The 24,386-nt window shown below is 63.9% G+C and carries 20 protein-coding genes and 3 pseudogenes; 15 read left to right on the top strand and 8 right to left on the bottom strand.

Annotated features, from left to right (window positions below; all coding sequences use genetic code 11):
• The first annotated feature begins 166 nt into the window (after positions 1-166).
• The 8 genes and pseudogenes from ACFRAH_RS16465 to ACFRAH_RS16430 all read left to right on the top strand — a co-directional run bounded on the left by ACFRAH_RS16465 (position 167) and on the right by ACFRAH_RS16430 (position 8,422).
• The gene (locus ACFRAH_RS16465; RefSeq protein WP_377991975.1) at positions 167-853 is read left to right on the top strand and encodes an IclR family transcriptional regulator; all 687 of its coding nucleotides are present in this window, start codon (positions 167-169) and stop codon (positions 851-853) included.
• Positions 850-1,956, top strand: a complete 1,107-nt coding sequence (locus ACFRAH_RS16460) for an ATP-binding cassette domain-containing protein (RefSeq protein ID WP_377991974.1) — start codon at positions 850-852, stop codon at positions 1,954-1,956. The genes ACFRAH_RS16465 and ACFRAH_RS16460 overlap by 4 nt, the downstream gene beginning before the upstream one ends.
• On the top strand, positions 1,953-2,603 hold the full coding sequence (locus ACFRAH_RS16455) for an ABC transporter permease (RefSeq protein ID WP_377991973.1): 651 nt from the start codon (positions 1,953-1,955) through the stop codon (positions 2,601-2,603). Before ACFRAH_RS16460 ends, ACFRAH_RS16455 begins: the two co-directional genes overlap by 4 nt.
• Positions 2,600-3,325 carry an ABC transporter permease gene (locus tag ACFRAH_RS16450; protein ID WP_377991972.1) on the top strand — a complete coding sequence of 242 codons (726 nt, stop codon included), beginning with the start codon at positions 2,600-2,602 and terminating at the stop codon, positions 3,323-3,325. Before ACFRAH_RS16455 ends, ACFRAH_RS16450 begins: the two co-directional genes overlap by 4 nt.
• Positions 3,326-3,415: 90 nt before the next feature.
• Positions 3,416-4,324, top strand: a complete 909-nt coding sequence (locus ACFRAH_RS16445; protein WP_377991971.1) for an ABC transporter substrate-binding protein — start codon at positions 3,416-3,418, stop codon at positions 4,322-4,324.
• Positions 4,325-4,351: 27 nt separating this feature from the next.
• A complete protein-coding gene (locus ACFRAH_RS16440; RefSeq protein ID WP_377991970.1) occupies positions 4,352-6,091 on the top strand; it encodes a urocanate hydratase in 1,740 nt (579 codons plus the stop codon).
• Between the two features lie 43 nt (positions 6,092-6,134).
• On the top strand, positions 6,135-7,604 hold the full coding sequence (locus tag ACFRAH_RS16435; RefSeq protein ID WP_377991969.1) for an aromatic amino acid lyase: 1,470 nt from the start codon (positions 6,135-6,137) through the stop codon (positions 7,602-7,604).
• 234 nt (positions 7,605-7,838) lie between these two features.
• A pseudogene (locus ACFRAH_RS16430) lies at positions 7,839-8,422 on the top strand (recombinase family protein).
• 204 nt (positions 8,423-8,626) lie between these two features.
• Here the strand turns inward: ACFRAH_RS16430 and ACFRAH_RS16425 are convergent.
• The 7 genes from ACFRAH_RS16425 to ACFRAH_RS16395 all read right to left on the bottom strand — a co-directional run bounded on the left by ACFRAH_RS16425 (position 8,627) and on the right by ACFRAH_RS16395 (position 17,476).
• Positions 8,627-8,968 (bottom strand): hypothetical protein, encoded by a 342-nt coding sequence (locus ACFRAH_RS16425; RefSeq protein WP_377991968.1) that lies wholly within the window; start codon positions 8,966-8,968, stop codon positions 8,627-8,629.
• 472 nt (positions 8,969-9,440) lie between these two features.
• Positions 9,441-9,686 carry a hypothetical protein gene (locus ACFRAH_RS16420; RefSeq protein ID WP_377991967.1) on the bottom strand — a complete coding sequence of 82 codons (246 nt, stop codon included), beginning with the start codon at positions 9,684-9,686 and terminating at the stop codon, positions 9,441-9,443.
• Between the two features lie 169 nt (positions 9,687-9,855).
• The gene (locus ACFRAH_RS16415; RefSeq protein ID WP_377991966.1) at positions 9,856-12,192 is read right to left on the bottom strand and encodes an arylsulfatase; all 2,337 of its coding nucleotides are present in this window, start codon (positions 12,190-12,192) and stop codon (positions 9,856-9,858) included.
• A 136-nt stretch (positions 12,193-12,328) separates the two neighbouring features.
• Positions 12,329-12,730 carry a 4Fe-4S binding protein gene (locus tag ACFRAH_RS16410; RefSeq protein ID WP_377991965.1) on the bottom strand — a complete coding sequence of 134 codons (402 nt, stop codon included), beginning with the start codon at positions 12,728-12,730 and terminating at the stop codon, positions 12,329-12,331.
• On the bottom strand, positions 12,727-14,328 hold the full coding sequence (locus ACFRAH_RS16405; RefSeq protein WP_377991964.1) for an FAD-dependent oxidoreductase: 1,602 nt from the start codon (positions 14,326-14,328) through the stop codon (positions 12,727-12,729). Before ACFRAH_RS16405 ends, ACFRAH_RS16410 begins: the two co-directional genes overlap by 4 nt.
• Before the next feature lie 184 nt (positions 14,329-14,512).
• Positions 14,513-15,388 (bottom strand): ABC transporter substrate-binding protein, encoded by an 876-nt coding sequence (locus tag ACFRAH_RS16400; RefSeq protein WP_377991963.1) that lies wholly within the window; start codon positions 15,386-15,388, stop codon positions 14,513-14,515.
• Positions 15,389-16,534: 1,146 nt separating this feature from the next.
• Entirely contained in the window at positions 16,535-17,476 is a 942-nt protein-coding gene (locus tag ACFRAH_RS16395; RefSeq protein WP_377991962.1) for a LysR family transcriptional regulator, read from the bottom strand.
• Between the two features lie 123 nt (positions 17,477-17,599).
• Between ACFRAH_RS16395 and ACFRAH_RS16390 the strand changes: the two genes are divergently transcribed.
• The 7 genes and pseudogenes from ACFRAH_RS16390 to ACFRAH_RS16360 form a co-directional block, all read left to right on the top strand.
• On the top strand, positions 17,600-18,592 hold the full coding sequence (locus ACFRAH_RS16390; RefSeq protein ID WP_377991961.1) for a DUF1852 domain-containing protein: 993 nt from the start codon (positions 17,600-17,602) through the stop codon (positions 18,590-18,592).
• 20 nt (positions 18,593-18,612) lie between these two features.
• On the top strand, positions 18,613-19,659 hold the full coding sequence (locus tag ACFRAH_RS16385; RefSeq protein ID WP_377991960.1) for a methionine synthase: 1,047 nt from the start codon (positions 18,613-18,615) through the stop codon (positions 19,657-19,659).
• Positions 19,660-19,661: 2 nt separating this feature from the next.
• The gene (locus ACFRAH_RS16380; RefSeq protein ID WP_377991959.1) at positions 19,662-20,234 is read left to right on the top strand and encodes a flavin reductase family protein; all 573 of its coding nucleotides are present in this window, start codon (positions 19,662-19,664) and stop codon (positions 20,232-20,234) included.
• Between the two features lie 162 nt (positions 20,235-20,396).
• The gene (locus ACFRAH_RS16375) at positions 20,397-20,552 is read left to right on the top strand and encodes a hypothetical protein (protein ID WP_377991958.1); all 156 of its coding nucleotides are present in this window, start codon (positions 20,397-20,399) and stop codon (positions 20,550-20,552) included.
• A 69-nt stretch (positions 20,553-20,621) separates the two neighbouring features.
• Entirely contained in the window at positions 20,622-21,338 is a 717-nt protein-coding gene (locus ACFRAH_RS16370; protein ID WP_377991957.1) for a YoaK family protein, read from the top strand.
• Positions 21,338-21,664, top strand: a pseudogene (locus ACFRAH_RS16365) (hypothetical protein); the annotation flags it as partial. The gene ACFRAH_RS16370 and the pseudogene ACFRAH_RS16365, both read left to right, overlap by 1 nt.
• A gap of 48 nt (positions 21,665-21,712) precedes the next feature.
• Positions 21,713-21,944, top strand: a pseudogene (locus ACFRAH_RS16360) (transposase); the annotation flags it as partial.
• 481 nt (positions 21,945-22,425) lie between these two features.
• Here ACFRAH_RS16360 and ACFRAH_RS16355 read toward each other — a convergent pair.
• The gene (locus ACFRAH_RS16355) at positions 22,426-24,336 is read right to left on the bottom strand and encodes an FAD-binding monooxygenase (RefSeq protein WP_377991956.1); all 1,911 of its coding nucleotides are present in this window, start codon (positions 24,334-24,336) and stop codon (positions 22,426-22,428) included.
• Positions 24,337-24,386: the final 50 nt, after the last annotated feature.

Genomic DNA, 24,386 nt, shown 5'->3' with positions numbered 1-24,386 from the left:
CCGCCTGCAACACTTCAGAAACACGCCGTTTCCACCCGGCGTAACACTTCCCAGCCTGGCGGGATACCTCCGTCATTTTCGCTCAGGGTGTTGCCATTCGATGAAAGTCGGTTTTTACTTAGTGGCAAGAGATAGTGATTCGGACCACTTGAAAGCGGGTCAGGCAGTGGCAGCAGATTCTTCGACACGGACAGTGGAGCGCGCGCTGGCCTTGCTCAGTGCGGTGTGTACCGACGGCTCCATCTCGCTGAGCGACGCGGCACGCGTTGTTGATCTGTCTGCCAGCACGGCCCTTCGCCTCCTCCGGACGCTGGAGGGCAGCGGCTTCGTATCGAGGGAGCCGGGCGGTAACTTCCGCCCGGGCGCCAGTGTCATTCAACTGGGTGCGCTGGCATTGAGTCAGGAATCACTGGTCTCGCTCTGCACCCCGCACATGAAGCGGCTGGTGGCCGAAACGGGCGAGTCCTGCTATCTGAGCATTCCCGGTCCTGGGGACACCGGAATCTATATAGCAATCGTCGAAGGTACCCGTTCGGTCCGGCATGCCAGCTGGGTCGGTCGGAGCATCCCGCTGGACGGATCTGCCGCCGGCCAGGTCCTGAACGGCCACCAACCCGAGCGCGGCTTCGCCATTGTGCGCAGCGGCGTGGAAGACGACATCACAGCCGTCGCCGCTCCCATCCTGATCGGCGGCCGCACTGTTGCCGCCCTGAGCATCGTCGTGCCCAGCTACCGGCTGGACGAGGCCAAGGCTTTGAAAATTGGCGAGGCGCTGGCGAAGGTCGCAGGCAACGTCCTCACCGAGCCCTCCGGAAACCATGAAATGCCCCAGGAAAGCATGGAAGAGAAATGATCAAGTTTGAAAATGTCACCAAGGCCTATCCTGACGGAACAGTCGCCGTCGATGGGCTGAACCTTGAAGCGCCCACCGGGAAACTGACCATCCTCGTCGGTCCCTCCGGCTGCGGCAAGACCACCTCCCTGCGGATGATCAACCGCCTGATCGAACCCACCAGCGGAACCATCTATCTGGACGACCAGCCCACTTCCGGCATGGATGCAGCGCTGCTCCGCCGCCGGATCGGTTATGTCATCCAGCACGCCGGCCTGTTCCCGCACCGCACCATCGTGGACAACGTGGCAACCATGCCGGTGCTGCTCGGAGAGAGCAGGCACAGGGCCCGCACGAAAGCCCTCGAACTGATGGAGCGGGTGGGGCTGCCGGCGAACTTCGCCAACCGCTACCCCTGGCAGCTCTCAGGCGGCCAGCAGCAGCGCGTTGGAGTGGCCCGCGCGCTGGCCTCGGATCCGGCCTTCATGCTGATGGATGAACCATTCAGTGCCGTGGACCCCGTGGTCCGCGCGCAACTGCAGGACGAGTTCCTCCGCCTGCAGCGCGAAATCGGCAAGACCATCATCATGGTCACCCACGATATCGACGAGGCGCTCAAACTGGGCGACCAGGTGGCCGTGATGCGAGTCGGAGGAAAGCTCGCCCAGATGGCCACGCCGTCGGAGCTCCTGACCGCCCCCGCCGACGAATTCGTGGCCGACTTCGTTGGCCGGGACCGTGGCTACCGTTCCCTCGGCTTCGCCAACGCCGCCGGCACTGTCTCGGTCACCGAAGAACCCGTGGTCCACCTCGGGGCCTCCGCCGCCGAGGCGCAGGCCACGGCGTCAGGGGCGTGGGTGCTGGTCATCGACGGCGCACGAAAGCCGCTGGGATGGGCGCAGCCCGAGCTGATCGGCAGCGAGCTGAAGACAGAACACCTGAACCTCAGCGGCACGTCAGCGTCAGCCTCCGGAACCATGCGCCAACTGCTTGACGCGGCACTGTCCTCGCCCAGCCGCCGCGGCGTCGTGGTCAACGACCACGGGGAGCTCATCGGCACGGTCACCGCCAGCGACATCGTCCGGGCCATCGAGGCAGAACCGCACCTGGAGACGGCCCGATGAACATTGAATGGCTGGGCCGCCAGTTCGACAACATCGTCTTCCTGCTCGGCTGGCACGTGCTGCTGGCCGTCACCCCGCTCGTCCTGGGTCTGCTGATTGCCCTTCCCCTGGGCTGGTGGGCTCACCGCAGCCGTCGTATCTACCCCCTGCTGGTGGGTGTTGCAGGCCTGCTCTACACCGTCCCCTCCCTGGCGCTGTTCGTGTTGCTGCCGCTGGTCCTGGGCACCAAGATCCTGGACCCGCTGAACATCGTGGCCGCACTGACCATTTACACGGTGGCGCTACTGGTCCGAGTGGTGGCCGACGCCCTGGAATCCGTTCCCGAAGACACCGTCCAGGCGGCGAAAGCGATGGGCTACCGTGGCTACCAGAGCCTTCTGAAAGTGGAGCTCCCGGTGGGCGTCCCGGTGATCTCCGCCGGCCTCCGCGTCGCAGCCGTTTCCAACGTCAGCCTAGTGTCCGTGGCCGCGCTGCTGGGCATCCCGCAGCTCGGTTCGCTCTTCACCCAGGGCTTCCAGTTGCGGTTCTTCACTCCGATCATTGCCGGCATCGTCCTCTGCGTGGTCCTGGCCATGATCCTGGACGGGCTGATCATTCTTCTGAACCGGTGGCTGACACCGTGGACCCCCAAGGTGGTGGCATCGTGAACTACTTGTTCGACCCCGCGCACTGGACCGGTGCAGACGGCATTCCCAGCCTGATCGGCGAGCACCTGCTGTACTCGCTCATCGCCCTTGCGATAGCGGCCATCATCGCTATTCCGCTCGGTGTCTACATCGGCGTCACTGGCAAGGGCGTCTTCATGATTGCGGGCCTGGCCAACGCCCTGCGGGCACTTCCCAGCGTGGGTCTGCTGATTCTGCTGGTCCTGCTGATCTCCCCGGCGTTCCCGTCCAAGTTGGGCTATATCCTCCCCAGCCTCATCGTTCTGGTGCTGCTCGCGGTGCCGCCGCTCCTGACCAACACCTACGCCGGAATCCGGGCCGTGGATGCCGCCGCCGTCGACGCCGCCAAAGGCATGGGCTTCCGCACCATGAAGATCCTTACGGATATCCAGCTCCCCTGCTCCCTGCCGCTGGTGCTGTCCGGCGTCCGCAGCGCACTGCTGCAGATCATCTCGACGGCGACCATCGCGGCATACATTTCGCTCGGCGGCCTGGGCAGGCTGCTGATCGACGGCAAGGCGCAGAACGACTACGGCCAGATGGTGGCCGGTGCCGTGCTCGTGGCCCTCATGGCCCTCTTCTTCGACCAGGTACTCGCCTTCATCACCCGCCGGATTGTCTCACCAGGACTGACCCGGCGGACCCTCAAGACCGCCCCACCTGCCTTGGCGGCAGAGGCCCAGGCAGCCCCCGTCACCGTCTGAACCAGACTTGGCATCTCCTCAACCCGGCAATAAGCCCACCCCCAGCTGGCCACTGCATGCCCTGCGCCAGCCCTCCCAGAGAGCATTGACATGAAAAAATACCTGACCGGTTTAGCCGTCGCGGCTGCTGCCGCCCTCGCCCTCAGCGCGTGCGGCGGGGATCCCATGAGCACGTCCAATACGCAAGCCGCAGGCTCGGGCGGCAGCATCATCGTGGGCTCCGCGGACTTCCCCGAAAGCCAGCTCGTCGCCAAGATCTACGCCGAAGCGCTCAAGGCCAAGGGTGTCCAGGTGACCGAAAAGCCCAGCATCGGCAGTCGCGAGGTGACGATCCCCGCGCTCAAGGACGGCTCGATCGACCTTATGCCCGAATACGGAGGTGCGCTCCTGCAGTTCCTTGATCCGAAAACGAAGGCAGTAACACCCGCCGAAGTCACCAAGGAACTGGGCGACAAAATTCCCGCCGGACTGACCCAGTTGACGGCGTCCAAGGCGCAGGACAAGGACGTGCTGGCGGTGAAAAAAGAGACAGCCGACAAGTACAACCTCAAGTCCATCAGTGACCTCCAGCCTGCGGCCAAGGAGCTCGCCCTGGGCGGGCCGCCGGAGTGGAAGACGCGCGTCAACGGTGTTGCCGGCCTGAAGTCCGTCTACGGTCTGGAGTTCAAGGAATTCTCGGCGCTCGACGCCGGCGGTCCACTGACGCTGAACGCCCTCCTTTCCGGCCAGGTACAGGTGGCCGACATCTTCAGCACCGACCCGGCGCTGTCCGCCAACAACCTCATTGCGCTGGAGGACGACAAGAACCTGTTCCTCTCCGAGAACATCGTCCCTGTCATCAACGCGAAGAAGTCCACGGACACGGTCAAGGAGGTCCTGGACAAGGTTTCGGCCGCGCTCACCACTGAAGACCTGATCGAGATGAACGGCCGCACCGCGAAGTTCGAGGACGTCGGAGAGATCGCCAAGGACTGGCTCAAGTCCAAGAACCTGGCCTAGGCAGCGCGGGATATCAGGAGTATGCAAATGACAACCGATTTCACCACCGGTGCCCGCCCGGTCAAAGCAGCCCGCGGCACCGAGCTCACCGCCAAGTCCTGGCAGACCGAGGCGCCCCTGCGCATGCTGATGAACAACCTCGACCCCGAGGTTGCCGAGCGCCCCGATGACCTGGTGGTCTACGGCGGCACCGGCCGCGCCGTCCGCAGCTGGGCCGCGTTCGACGCCATCACCCGCACCCTGGAAACCATGGAAAAGGACGAGACCCTCCTGGTCCAGTCCGGCAAGCCGGTGGGCGTCTTCCGCACCCACGAATGGGCCCCGCGGGTGCTGCTGGCCAACTCCAACCTCGTGGGCGACTGGGCGAACTGGCCCGAGTTCCGCCGGCTCGAGGCCGAGGGCCTGATGATGTATGGCCAGATGACCGCCGGGTCCTGGATCTACATCGGCACCCAGGGCATCCTGCAGGGCACGTTCGAAACCTTCGCCGCCGTCGGAAATAAGCTGACGGCCGCCAGGCAAACTGCTGTCCGCCAACCGGCTCCTGCCGCTGAAGGCTCCACCGAGGGCCCGCTGGCCGGTACCCTGACGCTGACCGGCGGCTGCGGCGGCATGGGCGGCGCCCAGCCGCTGGCTGTCACCCTGAACGACGGCGCCTGCCTGATCGTCGACGTCGACGAGTCCCGCCTGCGCCGCCGCGCCGGCAAGCGCTACCTGGACGAGGTCGAGACCGACCTGGACACCGCCGTCGCCAAGGTCCAGAAGGCCAAGGAAGAGCGCCGCGGCTGGTCCGTGGGCTACGTGGGCAACGCAGCCGAGGTCTTCCCCGAGCTGCTCCGCCGCCACAAGGCCGGAGAGCTGACCATCGACGTCGTCACCGACCAGACCTCCGCCCACGACCCCCTGAGCTACCTGCCCGAGGGCATCTCGGTGGACGAATGGCACCGCGAAGCAGAAGCCGACCCCGAAGGCTTCACCAAGAAGGCCCAGGCTTCCATGGCCAAGCACGTCCAGGCCATGGTCGAATTCCAGGACGCCGGCGCCGAGGTCTTCGACTACGGCAACTCCATCCGCGATGAAGCCCGCAAGGGCGGCTACAGCCGGGCCTTCGAGTTCCCCGGCTTCGTTCCGGCCTACATCCGCCCGCTGTTCTGCGAGGGCCTCGGCCCGTTCCGCTGGGTCGCAATGTCCGGCGACCCGGAAGACATCCGCGTCACCGACGAAGCCATCAAGGAGCTGTTCCCGGAGAACAAGCACCTGCACAAGTGGATCGACGCCGCCCAGGAGCGCGTCGAGTTCGAAGGCCTGCCGGCGCGCATCTGCTGGCTGGGCTACGGCGAACGTGCCAAGGCCGGCCTGCTCTTCAACCAGCTCGTCAAGGAAGGCAAGGTCAAGGCCCCCATCGTGATCGGCCGCGACCACCTGGACTCCGGCTCCGTCGCCTCCCCGTACCGCGAGACCGAGGCCATGGCCGACGGCTCCGACGCCATCGCCGACTGGCCGCTGCTCAACGCCCTGATCAACACCTCCTCCGGCGCCACTTGGGTCTCCATCCACCACGGCGGCGGAGTGGGCATCGGCCGTTCCATCCACGCAGGCCAGGTCTCCGTCGCCGACGGCACCGACCTCGCTGCCGAGAAGCTCGAGCGGCTCCTCACCAACGACCCCGGCATGGGCGTCATCCGCCACGTCGACGCCGGCTACGACCGCGCCGTCGACGTCGCCAAGGAACGCGGCGTCCGCATCCCCATGAACGAAAAGCGCTGACGCCGGCCTGAACCACCCGACACACCAAGAAGGGATCCTTTCCGTGATCGAGATCGACGGGCGCCGGCTGGACCTGCCCGCACTGGCCGCAGCAGCCACCGCGGCAACACAGGTCCGGCTGGCGCCGTCAGCCCTCGAGCGAATGGCAGAATCACAGCGCTCCGCCCAGGCGACCGCGAAAATCCGGCCGGTCTACGGCCGCTCCACCGGCGTCGGCGCCAACCGCTCCGTGACCCTAAACCAGGTTGGTATGGAAGGCGACGTTCACGGACTCAACCTGCTGCGGAGCCACGCCGTCGATGCCGGCAAAGCCCTGGACCGCGAAACCGTCCGTGCCATGCTGATCATCAGGCTCTCCCAGCTCGCTGCCGCTTCCTCGGGAATCAGCCCCGCCGTGGCGGAGGCTCTGGCGGGGCTGATTAACGCCGATGCCCTCCCCGAGGTGCGGGAGTTCGGCGGCATCGGAACAGCAGACCTCCCCGCACTGTCCGGGACGGCGCTCACATTGCTGGGCGAGCGGCCCACCATGGACGGGCAGAAGATCAGTGCACCCCTGGAAAGCTGGGCCACCGAAGATGCCCTGCCGTTCATCAGCTCCAATGCGCTTACGATCGCGCAGGCCGTCGTAGCCCACCAGAAGCTGGCCACACTGCTGGAAAACCTCACAGCAGCCAGCGCCCTGTCCTTTACCGCGATGTCCGGAAACCCGGAGGCGTTCGGACCCGAGGTGGCGCGGGCCGCCGATACGGCTGCCGTTGCTGAGATGGCCCAAGTGCTCCATGAACTCGTCGACCGAGACCACACTCCGGCGCGGATCCAGGACCCCTACTGCCTGCGCACCCTGCCCCAGGTCCTCGGCTCCATGCGGGAGGAACTCGACGCGCTCCAGAGCCTTCTGGAACGCATCGTCGTAGCCGGCAATGAGAACCCGCTGGTGTTCGGTTCCGCACAGGAGGGCACCAACGGCGTCGCCCACCACGGCCTGTTCCAGATGACCACCCTCGCCAGGCGGGTCGATGCCCTGCACCTCGCGGTCGGTGCCGCCTGTGCCACCATCCTTCGCAGGATCGATCTGCTCTGCGATCCGTTATACACCGGCCTCAACCGGTTCCTCGCCGCCGACGATACAGGCCAGTCCGGGGTGATGATGCTGGAATATGTGGCAGCCGCAGCTGCCGGCCAAATTCGTGCCAACGCCCAGCCGGCAAGCCTGCAGACAGTAGTCCTGTCACTGGGCGCGGAAGAAGATGCGAGCTTCGCAAGCGTGGGAACATCACAACTCTCCGCCACCATCCAGGCTTTCTCGACCATTATTGGTATCGAATTCCTGTGCGCCACCCGCGCACTGAGGCTACAGGGCCGCACTCCGGCCGGATTCCGCAGCCAACGGCTCAGGGCAGCTTTCACCTCCGGCCTGGGATTGCCCTCCGATGTCCAGGACCGGGACCTCCGCCAGGACGTAGACGCGGCAGTGCAGATTGTTCTCCGCCCGGGTTTCGGATACTCCAGGTAGCCGGACGCCGACACCTTCAGGGGCCTTTGGAGGTTGACGGGCAGCAGCCACCGGGCCACGCGATACCGCAAGCCCAACAAAGAAAGCCGAGCCCGGAACGGTTGAGCAACCCCGCTCTTAAGCAAATGTCTGCGATGATCCGGCTTGAGCGTCCGGTTGCCCCACACCCCAACCTGACGCCCAAGCCCTGCACCTCTTGACGTTCGTCGGGGAAGGCCTAGAAGTCAATCCCACATGAACGAGGGTTGGAGGTATGGTGGCTGGTCAGAGGATTGGGTGCGCGTGAGCACGCTGGATCAGAACGGGCAGCGCCAGCTCGACGGGCTGGTTCTGGACCGGGTCTTCACGGACAAGCCCTCCGGCAGGGACACCGCCAGACCGCAGCTGACTGAGCTGCTGAGGTTTGCCCGTGACGGGGACACTGTCATGGTGCACAGCATGGACCACCTCGCCAGGAACCTCGACGACCTCCATGCCCTGGTCCAAGGCCTCACCCGTAAAGGCGTGAGGGTGGAGTTCGTCAAAGAGGGCCTGGTCTTTACCGGCGAGGACTCCCCCATGGCCAACCTCATGCTCTCGGTCATGGGCGCCTTCGCTGAATTCGAGCACGCCCTCATCAGGGAACGCCAGCGCGATGGCATCGCCTTGGCCAAGCAACGCGGCGCCTACAAGGGGCGGAAGAAAACCCTCACACCGGAACGCGCGGCCGAACTGGTCCAGCGCGCAGCCGGCGGCGTTCCGAAATCCGTCCTCGCCCGCGACTACGGCATCAGTAGGGAGACGTGTACCAGTACCTACGGCTCGCGGCCCTCCCGTAGCAGTTCCAGGACTCCTTGGTTGACCGAATATCCATTATTAGCGTTCGTTGCCGGCCGTCATCACATTTATCCCGCATCCAATCTGGATAGCCAGCCCTGTTGGCGGATTACCAACAGGCTGGCTATCTTTCCTGGGAGTTGGCGAAGTGCACAGGTCGGTTGCTACACCTAGCGCGCGGCCGTGAAAGCGGAAGACCGGCACCTTCAGCGGCCGTCGGTGTTAGTCGAGGGTGGAGAGCTTATGCCTTGGTGAGGGTCAGCAAGCTGGGAAGCCGTAAGGTCCTGCGCCACCGCCGCGGGCAGGCGCAGGAGATTCCGTACGTCGTGCAGCCCGGGCCATGCCTTCCAGGTCCCGAGGTCGTTCGCAACACCGACGACGAGGTCCCTGCGCTCCTGGTCGTCCCCGGGCGCTGGGAACAGCTCCCAGCAGAACTCGTTCAGGGCGGCCAGTTGCCGGATGTGGGCGCGCATCCCCTCGCGCGACCAGGCGCTTTGAACGGTCTTGAGCATGGCCGGGGCGGCCTCGTCCCACCACGACTGGGTCAAGGCATCCGTCCAGACCGCTGAGCGCGGCGGCCATCCGCGCGCCAAGGCAAAATACTGGATCAGGGTCCAGGACGCGTATCTCTGAATCTGCGACGCGTCGCCGGTTCTGTGCCGTGCCGCCGCGATCACGTGCTGCGTGTACCCATGCATAAGGGCCCTCCGCCGGCGTGGTTTGAGCGCCGGGGTTATGGACTTCACGGGCGACGCCAGTGTAGTGGCAGGCGTGGATGCTGGACAATATTGATTTACTGCCGCATCTGTTCATCCCGAAACGGCCATGCAAGGAGCCGATAGGCGAGGCCCTCTCAGCTGCCCCGGTGGCCGTCTTGCCAACCCTCACCCAAGGAGGGCACACCGGCCTTCGACGGAGCCCCAGTTGTCGGTGAACCAAACTGGCGGGGCTTTATCGAATAAGGCGCAGTGGTGGCTCTGTCAGTATTCCGGCTGGCGCCGGACACGCCGGGGCCAGCACTTAGGCCACGGAAGGGTTGCTGCGGGGTTCATCCACTGAGATGCGCCGGACGAGCAGGGATTCGAAATCAACGAGCTTGCGGGTGCCGCTGCCGGTGTCGAGGATCCAGAACATCCCCATGGACGGCACGGTCTGCAGCACCTTTCCACGGTTGTAGCAGCGTCCTTCGTGCCAGGCTTCAATGATGTCGCCGACGGCGAGGTCCGTTAGGTCCTGCACGGTGCCGAGTGCTTGTTCTTCCGTCACGTCCCCTCCTCCGTTCATGCTTACGGGTTGACCCCGCTAATTCAGAGTAGGGGCTGCAGTTTGCGCCCACATTTCTGGTGGATGACTTTCTCGACACGAATTTGGCGCATGAACTGGTTTCCGAAACAGCTCGTCATTCAGCTCAGGACGCGCTGGATTGCGGGGCTTTTCAGTCGTAGGTGAGGGCGACGTCGAGTTCCAGTTCGGCCAGGACCAGTGGGTCGTAGGGCGCGCGGTTTCCGGGTTCGTAGTGGATGCTGTGGAGGTTACCGGTGTAGCGGAATGATCCGTGGCGTTCATACAGGTCCCAGTGGACGGGCCCTCCTCGGTTTACTCCTACGTCAATGCCGCTGAAAGGTGCCATTCCAACAAATGCCCAAACATCTTCAAGAGCCGCCCGTTGGGCGCCGTCTACAGACAGCAGGTAGGTGACGCGGAAGTCCTCGCCGGCTATGGCTGACAGGTGGATTTTTTGGCGTCCGGTCGCCAACGTTCCTCCGTTGATGACGTGGAGCTTGCCGTACTCGTTGAGGGCAAAGTTGAGCTGGCCATCCTCGATGTAGACCGAGTAGCCGCCGCCCTGATCGCCGTGTGACACAAGTACGCCCTGCTTCCCCGGCTCGAAGGTCACATCTATCTCAATGGTGAAGTTCCGGAGGGCGATGAGCTTACTGGACCGGTACCGTTCAAGCTTAGGAGTGCCGGGCAGGAGTGTGACTGGCTTGGCGAGTTCCTGTTCGGCCGGGCGGCGGATGTCCAAATTTCCTCCTCCGCGCCCATCCTGCAGCGGGAAAACGGTGTTTTCCCAGGCGGACTTTTCCCAAGCGAGGGCAAGTTCCTGGAGCAATGCGGGGTTGTCCGCGGCCACGTTGTGCAGTTCGTTGGGGTCGCTTTGAACGTTGTAGAGCTCCCACTCGCCGTCATCAATAGGGGTTCCGGGCTGGTGGTCCGCAACGATCTTCCAGCCATCGCGGTAGTAGCCTCTGTTGCCGCCGAACTCGGCGTACTGTTCCCGGTGCGTGCTCGGATGCTTGGCGTCCCGAAGTATTGGTGCAAAGCTGATCCCGTCAATCTCCTGGGCCGGAAGGTTGTGCCGGTGGCCGGGATGCTCCAGTCCGGCGAGGTCCAGGAGCGTGGGAGTCAGGTCGGTGACGTACTGGTACTGCGGGCGTATCGGTGATTCCTGGGCCGATTTTTGGAGTCCTTGGGGCCAGGAGAGGATCAGGGGAACGCGGACCCCGCCAGCATAGGTCTGGCCTTTATAGAAGCGGAAGGGCGTGTTGGAGGCCATGCCCCAGCCCTGGGGGTAGTGCACCATCGTCTGGGGTCCGCCGATAAGGTCCGGATCCCGTTCGACGTCAGGCTGCCAGTCGGCGGGCAGCCCTGGGGTGTGGTTGAAACGGCTGAAGTAGGATCTGGTGCCTTCGGGGCCTCCTTCGCCGGTTCCGCCGTTATCGGAAGTGAAGACCACGATGGTGTTCTCGCGTTCACCGAGTTGTTCCAGCAGTTCCAGCAGCCGTCCCAGGTTTTGGTCAACGTTATCCACCATGGCGGCGTAGACCTCCATGTAGCGCGCGTACAGGTCCCGGGTCTCCTCGGGCAGGCTCTCCCACGCGGGGACCCCAGCACCGTTCTTGGAGTTGCGGTCAGGCAGTGGTGTTCCTTCAGGGATGATCCCGGCTGCTATCTGCCGGGCGTGGCGGTTCACCCGCACGTCGTCCCATCCGTGATGATATTTCCCACGGTATTTGTCGATGTCGACGCGTTTGGCCCCCAGCGGTCCATGCATTGCGGTGTGGGCGAAATAGAGGAAGAAGGGTTTGCGTGAGTCACTGACTCTCAGGGCCTTGATCATCGACAACGCCTGGTCAGTGTAGTCATCGGTGATGTAGTAACCCTCGGGGGTTTCCTCCCGCAGTTCAACGGTGTTGTCGCGGACGATCTGGTTAGGGTGGAAAAACGAGTTGAACCCCTCCAACGACCCGTAATAGTGGTCGAATCCCCGCTGAACGGGCCAGGTGGACTTGGAAGCTCCCTCGTTGATCAACGCATCGCGGGTCAGGTGCCACTTGCCCACGCCGAAGGTTGCGTAGCCCTGTCCCTGAAGGATTTCGGGCAGGGAGACAACATCTTCATCGAGTTCCAGGCGGAGTCCGGGGAAGCCGGGATCGGAGTTGGCGACGCTTGCGAAACCGGCGCGGTGGGGGTTGAGGCCGGTCAGCAGGGCAGCGCGTGCGGGTGAGCAGACAGGCGTCGTGTGGTAGTTGGTCAGAGCCACGCCGGTCTGGGCGAGGTGGTCCAGGTGAGGGGTTTCGATTTCCGAGCCGAAGGGACCGATGTCGCTGTAACCCATGTCGTCAAGCAGAATTACGACGATGTTCGGTGCACCTTCGGGGGCCCGTTTCTCGGCCGGCCATGCCCGGCGGGATTCAGTGATGGTCCTGCCGATGCTTCCTTCGAAGGTCTCGTAGCCACGGGCGTACGGGGGAATCGGATCCTGCGTCACTTGTTCTCCTCGAGAAGATCTGGTGGTATCGGTTATCGAATTCCTCGGAGACATCCAGCTGGGGAACGAATGCGGGCACCGAGGGATCGGCTCGTTGTGGGTGGTGTCGGCGGTCGGGCCGCGGGTGCGTTCGGGATCAGGCGGTCAGTGGATCAGTGGTGGGTGGCGGCGCGGGCTTGCCGGCGTTCTCCTTGGTGGAGATGCGCGCTGGTGGAAGTGCCGGCCCGACAGCGAGGCGGGCGCCGGGCGTGCGTCCGTGGCCCCAGCCGATGCCTTTGCGGTAGCTGCCGAGCAGGCCGCTGTTGTCCAGATGCTCTTCGTCGCGGAGGGGGCTGTCGGCGGGCAGCGGCTCGGAGTTCGGCGCCACGAACAGGGCGTCGACGGGGCAGTACGCCTCACACATGAAGCATGTCTGGCAGTCGTCCTGCCGCGCGATGACCGGCAGGCCGTCCGCTCCGGTGTCGAACACGTTGGTCGGGCAGACCTGGACGCACTTGTCGCAGCTGATGCACTTGTCCGGGGAGACGAGCTCGATCATGACGCCACGCTCGCAAGGTCGCGGGTCCAGGTGCTCGGCGCGGTCCACAGGGAGTCCAGGCCGCCGACCAGCAGGCGGTGGTGCTGGGCAGGGTCGATGTTCTTGTAGTCCTGCCGTGTGTGCATGCCGCGGCTTTCGGTGCGTGCCAGTGCCGAGGTGTACATCCACCGGGCGTGCGCGATCATCGCCGCCGCCGAGCGGGCGCGCACGGCGTCGCCGTCCGTGGCGTAGAGGGAGGAGCGGAGCTGGTCCCACGTGTCGTTCAGGGCCGCGAGGGCGGGGGTGAGCCGGTCGGCATGGCGCAGGTAGTTCTTATCGTACGGGTGGACCTGCTCGCGGACGACGCGGAGCACATCCTGGTACGCCTCGGGCTGTCCGGGCGTCCCGGTGGGTCGCAGCGCGGCCTCACCGGCCCCGGAGACCGCGCGGCCCGTGGCACGGGCCCCGAGGCCTGCGGCGTGGATCGCGGCCGCGCGTCCGGCCCACACCCCTGAGGACATTGCCCAGGCCGCGTTGTGCGAGCCGCCGCCGGTGAAGCCTCCGCAGATCAGCTCGCGGGTTGCGGCATCGCCTGCTACGTACAGGCCGGGCACCGACGTCTCGCCGTTCTCGCCCGCAACGTGCACGCCGCCGGTGCCGCGGACAGTGCCCTCGAGCAGCAGCGTCACCGGGAAGCGGTCCGTGAACGGGTTGATGCCAGCGCGGTCGAACGGCAGGAAGAAGTTGACCTGCCCGAGGCGCATGGCGGCCTGGTCATCCGGAGAAGCACCGTCCAGGGTGCAGAAGACCCGGCTGGTGAGCAGTTCGCGGGCGATCACCGAGCGCCCGCCCTGGCTGCCGGCGCCCTCGAGCACCGATCCGTCCTCGCGGTAGAACGTCGCGAAGCTGTAGTACGCCGTCTTCGTGACCGTGCTGAATTCCGGGGCGATCGCGTAGGCCGTCGAGAACTCCATGCCTGAGAGTTCCGCACCGGCCTCGGCCGCCATCAGGGCACCGTCGCCGGTGTTGACGTTCGTCCCCAGCGCCTTGGACAGGAACGCACACCCGCCGGTCGCGAGCACCACCGCTCCGGCCCGCACCGTGTAGTGTGTGCCTTCCTGGCGGCGGTACCCGCGGGCGCCGGCGACAGCCCCGTTCGCGTCGGTCAGCAGTTCGAGCGCCGGGCTGTGATCAAGGATCCGGACACCGGCCCGCGTCGCCCGGAGGCGTTGGATGCGCATGTATTCCGGGCCCTGCAGGCCTTTGCGCATCTGCTGCCCGTCCGGCCCGACGGGGAAAGGGTACCTGCCCTCATCGGCGAGCTCGTTCATGTTGTCCCAGGTCTGGTTCAGCACCCGCCGCATCCATCCCCGGTCGGCGAGAAATCCGCCCAGCTTGTCACGGCTGTCCATCGCAGCCTGACGGGCCTTCTCCGAAGGCGGCACGTACCAGACCCCCGTGCCGCCGGAAGCGGTCGGGCCCGACGTGCCGCAGTAGCCCTTGTCTGCCAAGATCACATCCGCTCCGGCGCGGGCAGCCTTGATCGCGGCCCATGTCCCGGCCGGGCCACCGCCGATCACCAGGACGTCAGCGGTGAGATTCAGGATGTCGGTATTCATGCGGACTCCAGAGTGGGAAGATCGACGCCGCGGCCGCTGAGCTGGCACCGGCGTATGGCGGTCAGGACAGGGACCCCCACGATGCGGGGACGTGGAACATCCACGTGGAAAGGGCGTCCTTGGTAGGCGTGACAGCGAAGGTTATCCCGGCGCTCTGCAGGCTGATTGGTTGGGAAGCTCTGCGTCATGACGAGGCCTTCAGTAATCCGTTGTATTCGTTGGTGTAGTACTTGGACGGGGTGATGTCCCCGGTGACGATGCCCGTGTCCTTCAGCCATTCTGACCAGCGGCTGAAGTCCTTATCGGCGATGGCTCCCTTGGCCGGTACGCCGACGCTCTTCCAGTACTTCAACGTCGCGGTGCTTTCATTACGCTGCCGCTTTTCGATGATGCTGGTGAAGCGGGCGATGACCTCATCGCGGGGGGTCGTGCGTTCCCATTCGATCGCCTTCGCGACGCCGGTAGTGAAGATCTTCGTGGTGTCCGGGTTCTGCTGAATGAAGTCCTTCCGCAGGACGTACTGGCCTCCGGCGAACGTTCCAAAAAGCTCGAAGTCGTTGAAAAGGGAACGAAGCCCACCCGTGGCGACGGCATTGTCCTGCAGCACCCCGCCAAGGACCCCGATGTCGACCTGACCACGGCGAATGGCTTCCTCAGTGTCGTTAGGTGGAACCACGACCAGCTGGACCTGCTTGATCTCCTCCTGGCTTAGACCGTTCTTCTTCAGGTAGCTGTTCAGGACCGCGTCGTAGTGGGCACCCAGGGTGTTGACGGCGACCTTTTTGCCGATCAGATCCCGGGGGCTACGGATAGGGCTGTCGTCCTTGACGTAATAGCCGTTGAAGGTCTTCTCGTCCTCCCCGTAGGAGCTGATGACGGCCGTTACAGGGGCGCCTGCCTCGATGAGCTTCACGACGGCACCGGCGAACGCACCGCCGAAATCGGTGGCACCAGTGGCCGCCGATTGAATGCTGGCCGGGCCGCTGATGGTGTTTCCCACCCACTTAAGCTTCACATTGCCCAGGTAGCCAAGGTCCTCAGCAAGCTCGGGAAGGGTCACGGCGTTAGTTGTTCCTTCATAGCGCAATTCCGTAACCTCGGGCGCTCCCGAACCGCCCTGAGCAGTTGCCGGGCCTCCACAGCCCGAAACCATCAAGGAAACGGCGGACATTGCCGCGGCCACGCCAAGGACGGAGAAGGTTCTTCGGGATACCTGCAGGTTTTTCATGAGGGACTTTCTGAGCTTCGGGGATGGATTGTACGGTGTGGCCTGTCCGGCTGGCTGGCGTTTCCACCATGAGAGCAGAGAGGAAACGGGCACAGAAGAGCCGTGTTCACGAAGGGAAACCGGGAGTAAAACGCGGTTCACACGGCGTCGCACCGGACCAAACCGACGCACGAAGACATGCTGCGGAAAGTAGTGAAATTCGAGGCAAGGGAGGGCAACGCTACGAAACCTACCCACTGGTGCAGCGTCCCGGGGCGTCACGCATCGTCCTCAAACAACCCAGGTACGTATCAATGCCACGTCTCCTCCGTGTGAATTTGGAGGAGGAATCGCGGGTAGTGGTCCCTTCGTAAACCTTCACGCCGTCACAGAGACCAACGGCGGCCCAAGATATTTCCTCAAAAGTCGGGCATTTGTTACCGCGCCTCAGGACTGCCCGGGGTTCCTTCTGGAGCGTCCAGACGAAGAAGATTGGCCGCCGGTGTGTCCGCTAGAAGCACACCCGAACCTGACGTCACGGACGTCAGGCCAGGGAGGATGTGCCAGTCTGGCGGAGTTCAGGACTGTTCTTAGGTACCTATAGAGCTGCAAGAGGTAACGTCGCCAGTCCCTGTCCCAGCAGATTTTCCATCAGGCCCTCATTTCGTGGACTATTTCGATGATTCTCGGTTCACTGCACCGGGTGTCCTGACCTTGCCTACTGTCAGGGTGGAACCTGAGAGCACCTTGGAGTAACTGTCAGTGAAACGGAATTTCGCCCTACTCTGACGCCGACGTTATGGGGCACGACATATCGGACCCTCCTAGGGTGCCTGCTCCCTCGGGCATGGCCCCTGGCCACTTGACCGAATATCCGTTATCGCCGTTTAAAGTACGGGAGTAGAAGTAGCTGCGAGAACTCCCGTGCATCAACGAATCCGGCGTTTCTGCAGGTCGAGAAGTCACCGAAGGGGTAAAGACCCGCCCACTCAACTGCATTCAGTCGAGTAGCGCTACGCCGAACTCAGCGACGACCGCCCGCAATTCCCTGAGGTAGCGCTGCGCTTGGTCGGTGAGCGGAATCGCGGCGTGACCGATCCAGCCGATCTCGATGCGTTCGTCAACGTCGAGCGGGATGGCGACAATCTCCGGGTCGAGGCGTCCGCTGATGATGCCCGTCGAGATCGTGTAGCCATGGAGCCCGATCATGAGATTGAAGATCGTCGCACGGTCAGAGACCCGGATCTCCTGCTTACTGGACAAGGTGGAGAGAATCTCCTCGGCGAAGTAGAAAGAGTTGTTCGCACCTTGATCGAAGGTTAGGCGCGGCAAGCCGGCGAGATCGGCGAGAGTCGCTCGCTCTTTTGAGGCGAGCGGGTTGTTCCGTGAAATGAAAATGTGTGGATCGGCGAGGAAAAGCGGAGTGAACGCGAGCCCGGATTCCCGGAGCAGCTTGTCGATGATCTTCCGGTTGAAATCGTTCCGGTAGAGGATGCCTATCTCGCTGCGGAGCGTCCGGACATCCTCGATGATGTCCCAGGTGCGGGACTCACGCAGCGAGAACTCGTATTCAGCCACCTCAGTGGCCTTGACCATCCGGACGAAGGCGTCCACCGCGAACGAGTAGTGCTGCGTTGACACCCCGAGCAAACGTCGCGTCGGTGGCCTACCAAGGTAGCGCTGCTCGAGGAGGGCGAACTGCTCGACGACCTGCCTCGCATAGCCGAGGAACTCTGCCCCGTCGGTGGTGAGGGTGACCCCGCGGGCGGAGCGAAGCAGGAGCGCACGGCCCACCCGGGCCTCAAGGTCCTTCATCGCTGCGGACATTGTCGGCTGCGCTACGTAGAGAAGATCGGCAGCCGCGGAGATCGACCCCTCACCTGCAACTTCTATGAAGTAGCGGAGCTGCTGCAGGGTCAGTCCGCTCGAAAGCTGGGGCATAGGAAAATTCTATATGAATGCATAGTAACGCCTAGTTACTCGATACCCCCCGGAAGGCTGCACCATGGATACATCACCTTCTGAAAGGCCGTCTCCGGCCCATCATCCACGGATTGGCAGCGCATGGCAGACGACTTCACCTTCAGCATCACCACCACCCGCTTCGACGAGGACTACTCCCCGTCGGAGGGCTCCCGGATCACGACGAACTTCGCCAACCTGGCACGGGGCGAGCACCGTCAGGAGAACCTCCGCAACGCCTTGACCATGATGCGGCGCCGCTTCAACGATCTCGCAGACTGGGACAACCCGGACCGCGACCGCTACACGCTCGAGCTTGAGATCGTCTCCGTGCAGATACAGGTCACCGTGGAAGGCGCGGATCAGCAGTTCCCGCTATTTGAGGTCCTCGACATCCAGATCCTCGACCTGCTGAACGGGGTCCGCCACCAGGGGATCGTGGGGAACAACTTCTCCTCCTACGTCCGTGACTTCGACTTCAGCGTCCTACTGCCAGCGGCAGCAGGGGACTCAGGCAAGCCCACCGTTCCCGAGGACTTCGGCGATCTTCACGGCAAACTGTTCCAGCACTTCCTCGATTCCCCCGAATGCCAGGAACGCTTCCCGCAGCCGCCAGTGGTGTGCATCAGCGTCTCCACGAGCAAGACTTACCGGCGAACCGGGAACCGTCACCCGATCCTGGGCGTCGAGTACCAGCAGGATGAGTTCTCGCTGACGGACGCGTACTTCGGAAAGATGGGGCTGCAGGTCCGCTACTTCATGCCACGCGGCAGCGTTGCGCCGCTCGCCTTCTATTTCCGCGGCGACCTGCTCAACGACTACTCCAACCTGCAGCTCATCGGCACGATCAGCACCATGGAGACGTTCCAGAAGATCTACCGCCCGGAGGTCTACAACGCGAACTCCGCCGCCGCCCCCGTCTACCAGCCGAGCCTGGGAGAGCAGGATTACTCGCGGACCCAGATCGCTTACGACCGCGTCGAGCGCAGTCAGCTCGCGATCACGCAGGCGAAGTACACGGAGGAGCACTTCATCACGCCCCACAAGGATCTGTTGGACCAGTGGACCGCCAACTACCCCGCTCTCGTCAACTGACCCACGGAGAATCGTCAATCATGAACACACTTTTGCCCACCACCGTTGTCGGAAGCCTGCCGAAACCATCGTGGCTCGCACAGCCGGAGACTCTTTGGTCCCCGTGGAAGCTGGAGGGAGAGGCGCTGCTCGAGGGCAAGCAGGATGCGCTGCGTATCGCCATCCACGAGCAGAGCCGACGCGGCATCGACATCGTCAGCGACGGCGAGCAAACCCGCCAGCACTTCGTCACGACCTTCATCGAGCATCTCAGCGGAGTCGACTTTGAACAGCGCAAGACCGTGCGCATCCGCGATCGCTACGACGCGAGCGTGCCGACCGTCGTCGGACCGGTGCGCCGCGAGCGGCCGGTATTCGTCGGAGACGCGAAGTTCCTCCGCGCAGCCACCGACCGGCCGATCAAATGGACTCTTCCCGGTCCAATGACGATGGTGGACACGCTCTACGATGACCACTACAAGAGCCGCGAGAAGCTGGCCTGGGAGTTCGCCACGATCCTGAACCAGGAGGCGAAAGAACTAGAGGCGGCCGGCGTGGACATCATCCAGTTCGACGAGCCCGCGTTCAATGTCTTCCTCGATGAGGTCAAGGACTGGGGCGTGGCTGCGCTTGAGAGAGCGGCAGAAGGACTGCGAGCGGAGACCGCTGTGCATATCTGCTACGGCTACGGGATCAAGGCCAATACCGACTGGAAGGCGACGCTCGGCTCACAGTGGCGGCAGTACGAGGAATCGTTCCCGCTGCTCCAGAGCTCCAGCATCGACATCATCTCACTCGAATGCCAGAACTCCCATGTGCCCATGGACCTCATCGAGCTCCTCCGCGGCAAGAAAGTCATGCTCGGGGCAATCGACGTCGCAAGCGAGACCATCGAAACCCCGGAGGACGTCGCCAACACCCTCCGCAAGGCCCTGCAGTTCGTCGATGCGGACAAGCTCATCCCCAGCTCCAACTGCGGCATGGCACCGTTCCCCCGGGACGTCGCACTCGCCAAGCTGAGTGCTCTCAGCGCAGGGACGAACATCATCCGCGAGGAACTCCACCGCTCCGCACCCAGGCTCTCCTAACCATGTTTCACGCCTACCCCGCAGACACTTGGCTCAAGGCTCCGAAGCAAAGCTTCCCGTCCTCCCTCTTAGCCGACGAATTCAAAGAGCTGTTCCGTGGCCACCCGGGAGGAGTCGCCGTCATCACGGCGGATGCCGGCGAAGGACCGGTGGCACTGACGGTATCGTCGGTCGTGTCAGTGAGTGCGGAACCTCCGTTGCTGATTTTCTCGGTCTCGGCACTGTCCTCTGCGTCAGAGGTGCTTTCGCGCGCCGAAACCGTCGTCGTGCACCTGCTGGACGCGCACGACGTCCACTTGGCGAAGTTCGGAGCGACCCCCGGGGCCGACCGCTTTGACCAGACGCACCGCTGGTCGCCCCTTGCAACCGGCGAAGCGGTGTATGACGATGTCCGCGCCTGGGTCCGCTGCGCCGTCATCGATCGCATGGAGGTGGGAACCTCCACAATCATCGCCGTTCACGCCCTAGAGTCCCGCGTGATGCGTGACGTCCAAGCGGGCGAACCTGGCGACGCTCTGGTCTACCACAACCGTTCATGGCACCGGCTGGGCGAAGAATCCAAGCTTGAAGGCTGAGCGCCGCGCCAACAATGCCAGGCAGCAAGCCGAACGGCTCACGACGGCGGGAGCACAACTCCCGCCGTCGTCCGCGCTTCGTGGTTGGCGGCAAGGACGCACAGACGGCCAACGACCACATCCTTGCCGAGGGCCCGATTTGACGATGACACCCTCGTCCCGTTGGGCGAGACAACGTTCACGATCCTGAACGGCAAGGGCCGGGACGACCTTGTCGGTCATTCCATGATTGCAGGGCGACGCTACGATGGCGCCCTAGCCGTCGGCGCAGATCCCCGGAGCGACGGCATCGCCGTAGTTGCCAGCCAGTCCATGTAAACCCACCAACAAGCATGTCCGAGGGGTGGTCACAGAGATCACCCCTCACGATGAAGGATCCCTTAAACCATGACATCAGCCGTAGCCAGCTCAGGTACTAAAACCGCCTCTACCCCGCAAGATAATGCGTCGTCTCTGGAAAAGTTCCGACTGATGCTCATGATGGCCCTCACGCTCGTTACAGGTGTGGTTGACGCGGTCGGCTACCTTGGACTTGATCACATCTTCACCGGAAACATGACCGGCAACGTGGTGATTCTTGCGATGGCGTTGGCCGGGGCGGCGAACCTGCCAACTTTGGGCCCACTGGTAGCACTTGGCGCCTTTCTCCTCGGCGCGGCGGTTGCCGGATTTACGCTCCAGTCAAGCCCGAAAGGCTGGAACCGAAGGGTCACGCTCCTTCTCACAGCGGGTTGTATGGCGTTGACGGGAACCGCCGCCATCTCTCTCATCGTGGAAGACATCGGTCGGCAGTCCATGGGTGTCATTGTTGCCGCCGTTATCGCCATGCACATGGGCTCCCAGGCCCTGATTGCGCGGCATTTGGGCGTACGGGACATGACCACAGTGGTCATTACTTCCACGATGACTTCCCTCGCCGGAGAGTCACTTGTGGGCAAGCAACGGCCCCGGTTACTCAACCGACGGCTGGGCGCTGTCCTCGCTATGTTCGCAGGGGCCGCCATCGGAGTACTCCTGCTCCGGATCCATCTCAGCGTCCCGATCGGCCTCGGCATCGCCATCACCGCCGCTGTGACGGTCTTGGGGAGTCGCCGCTGGCATTGATGCGGTACATCCCACCGGCTATACCGCACCACGGAGCGCGGACGGTCGGGGAATCGAGCACAGCTTCCCCGACATGTGTCCAGGCGGCCTGGCGCCGAACGCTTGTTGTCAAAAGCGCTGCTCTTCGGTCAGGTCCCGTTCTGATCCGACGCATCCAAAGCGGCCCTTTGGACTGGTTAAGACCGGCCTCAACACCGAAGCCGGGCGGTCTTGAGTGTTGGCGAATCTACATCAATTCCGGTGATCTCATGCTTCAGTCCCCGCTGCCGCCGGAACGTGAGCTTTGCCTGGAATTCGGCATTGGCCGCATGAGAGCGCGGCACGCCCTCAACGTGCTGGAGGATGCAGGGCCGGTGTACCGCGAATTCACGCGTGGGACCTTCGTGTACTTCTGCGACCCCGCAAGCCGGTGGCAAGGCGGATCAAACGAGAACACTAATGGCATGCTCCGCCAGTACTTTCCTAAAGGACAGACCTCCGCGTTCATAGCGCGAACACCTCAGTGTTGTCGCCACCGAACTCAACCGGCCACCACGCGAAATCCTCGGATGGCAGACCTCCATGGAGCACCTCGTTAAACGGGCCTCACCACCGACCGAACAATAAAGGTAGCCAAAGCCCACGGAGCAGCTTTACGGAATCTCCATTATCGGCGTTCGGTCCGAGCCGTCACTAGACGGGAGAATGGCTCACCTGTTGTGGTTTGCCAGCCTCGTTGGCGAATTGCCAAACGATGTGGTGCATCCTGCCAGGGAGTTGGCGAACCGTCAGTGGGACTCGCTTACCGGGGCCACCCGGGCCACATGCTAGACAGGCTGCAGAACGTGTGCTGGCTACGCCAATAACTGAGCTGCCGCGGTCCAACAGCTCACGGGCGATGTGGCCTCCGGCGTAACTGCTGACTCCAAATACAACTACACGCCGCATTTTGTAACTCCTCCTCCTGGGCGATTGGCGGCGGGAAACAGGACTCGGGGCACTATCTGTCCAACAGGGCTGCAGCAGAGTGCAGCCCTGTTGGATTCTCGTAGTTCCACGGCGCCCATTTCTTTCCCGCTGCCAGCAGGCGCGCCATCCAGATAGTTTTCTAGGTCAGGGACAAAGCCGTTGCTGGTGCTCCGTTCAGGAGAGAGGCGAAGAACGCGCCGAGTTCCGACGTCGCGGTCAGCGGCAGGACGTTCGCCACGTACTGGTCCGGCCGGACCACCACCACGACGCCGCCGCGGTCCAGGCCGCGCAGGTCGAAGATGTCGGCCTTCGGGTCCGCGCCGTAGACCTTCTCGAGGTTAGTGAGCTTGAACGGCCCGACCTCCGGCTTGAACACGGCCGGAACCTCGTTGATGTCGATGCCCCGGTGGTCCTGCTGGTAGATGACCTTCACGTCGAACCAGGCGTCGGCGTCGGCACCCTCCGGGGTGGCGGCGAGCGGGGACTCCGGCGAGGTCGCCAGCCACTGGGCGAACTCGGTGGTCGGCGACGCGGCGCCGGCCTCGGCGGCGTCGGCGAACACGTAGATCCGCCAGCGCCCGTCGGCAGTTGCCTGGTGGCCCAGTTGCAGCGGGTTGGTGTCACAGACGCGCTGCACGGGAGCGGACTTGAAGCGCTTGCCGGTCGGGAAACCCGTGGCCAGGCCGGCGTGCTTGGCCTCCGCGACGATCATCGACGGCGCGTACTCGGTCATGAAGCCGGCCGGGAATTCGGCGGTGCGCACGTAGAAGTCCTCCAGCTCCGAGGGGTCGTCGAACTCCTCGGGCTTCTTGGCCATCAGGGTGGACCATTCCTTGTCGAAGTCGATGAGATTCTTCGCGACGACCTGGCGCTCGGCGGAGTAGGTGGCGAGCAGCGACTCCGGGCTGCGGCCCTCGAGCACGTGGCCGAGCTTCCAGCCGATGTTGAAGCCGTCCTGCATGGACACGTTCATGCCCTGGCCGGCCTTGGCGCTGTGCGTGTGGCAGGCGTCGCCGGTGATGAACACGCGCGGCGTGCGGGTGTCCCGTTCGGCGGGCAGGACATCGTCGAACCTGTCGGTGAGACGGTGGCCCACCTCGTACACGCTGTGCCAGGCGACGTTGCGGACGTCGAGGGTGTACGGCTGCAGGATCTGGTTCGCGTGGGCGATGATCTGCTCGATGGTGGTCTTGCGGACGGCGCCGTTGTCGTTCTCCGGCACGACGCCGAGGTCGACGTACATGCGGAACAGGTGGCCGCCCTCGCGCGGAATCAGCAGGATGCTGCCGCCGTCGTGGGACTGGATCGCGCACTTGGTGCGGATGTCCGGGAAGTCGGTGGATGCCAGGACATCCATGACGCCCCAGGCGTGGTTGGCCTGGTCGCCGGCGAGCGTGCAGCCGATCGCCTCGCGGACCTTGCTGCGGGCGCCGTCGGCACCCACCACATACTTGGCGCGCACAGGACGCTCCTGGCCTGCCAGCTCACCGGTGGTGTGGACCAGCGTGACGGCGACCGGGTACTCCCCCGCCTCCGTGACGTCGAGGCTGCGGAACTCGTAGCCGTAGTCGGGGGTCATCCGGGTCGGGGAAAAGGCCATGACCCGGGCGAAGTAGTCCAGCACGCGGGCCTGGTTGACGATCAGGTGCGGGAATTCGCTGATGCCCATCTCGTCGTCGACCGCGCGGGCGGCACGGTAGATGTGCTTTGGGTTCTCGGGGCTCGGCTTCCAGAACGCCATTTCGGTGATCCGGTAGGCCTCGGCGGTGATCTCCTCGGCGAAGCCGAACGCCTGGAACGTCTCAACGCTGCGGGCCTGGATGCCGTCGGCCTGGCCGATGGCGAGGCGTCCGCCGCGGCGCTCCACGATGCGTGTGGTGATGTCCGGGAACTGCGAGAGCTGGGCTGCTGCGAGCATGCCCGCGGGGCCGGAGCCCACGATGAGCACGTCAACCTCGTCGGGCAGCTCTTCGGGGCGGTTGATGCCGACGCCGGCGGCCGGCTGGATGCGCGGGTCACCGGAAACGTAACCGTGGTGGTGGAACTGCACGGGCTTTCCTCACTTCACTGTGGGCATGTGCACATAGGACTAGTTGTTCC

Origin of the sequence: Arthrobacter sp. NPDC056727, assembly GCF_042790555.1 — a bacterium.
Classification (GTDB): domain Bacteria; phylum Actinomycetota; class Actinomycetes; order Actinomycetales; family Micrococcaceae; genus Arthrobacter.
This window is presented reverse-complemented; position numbering and strand designations above follow the sequence as displayed.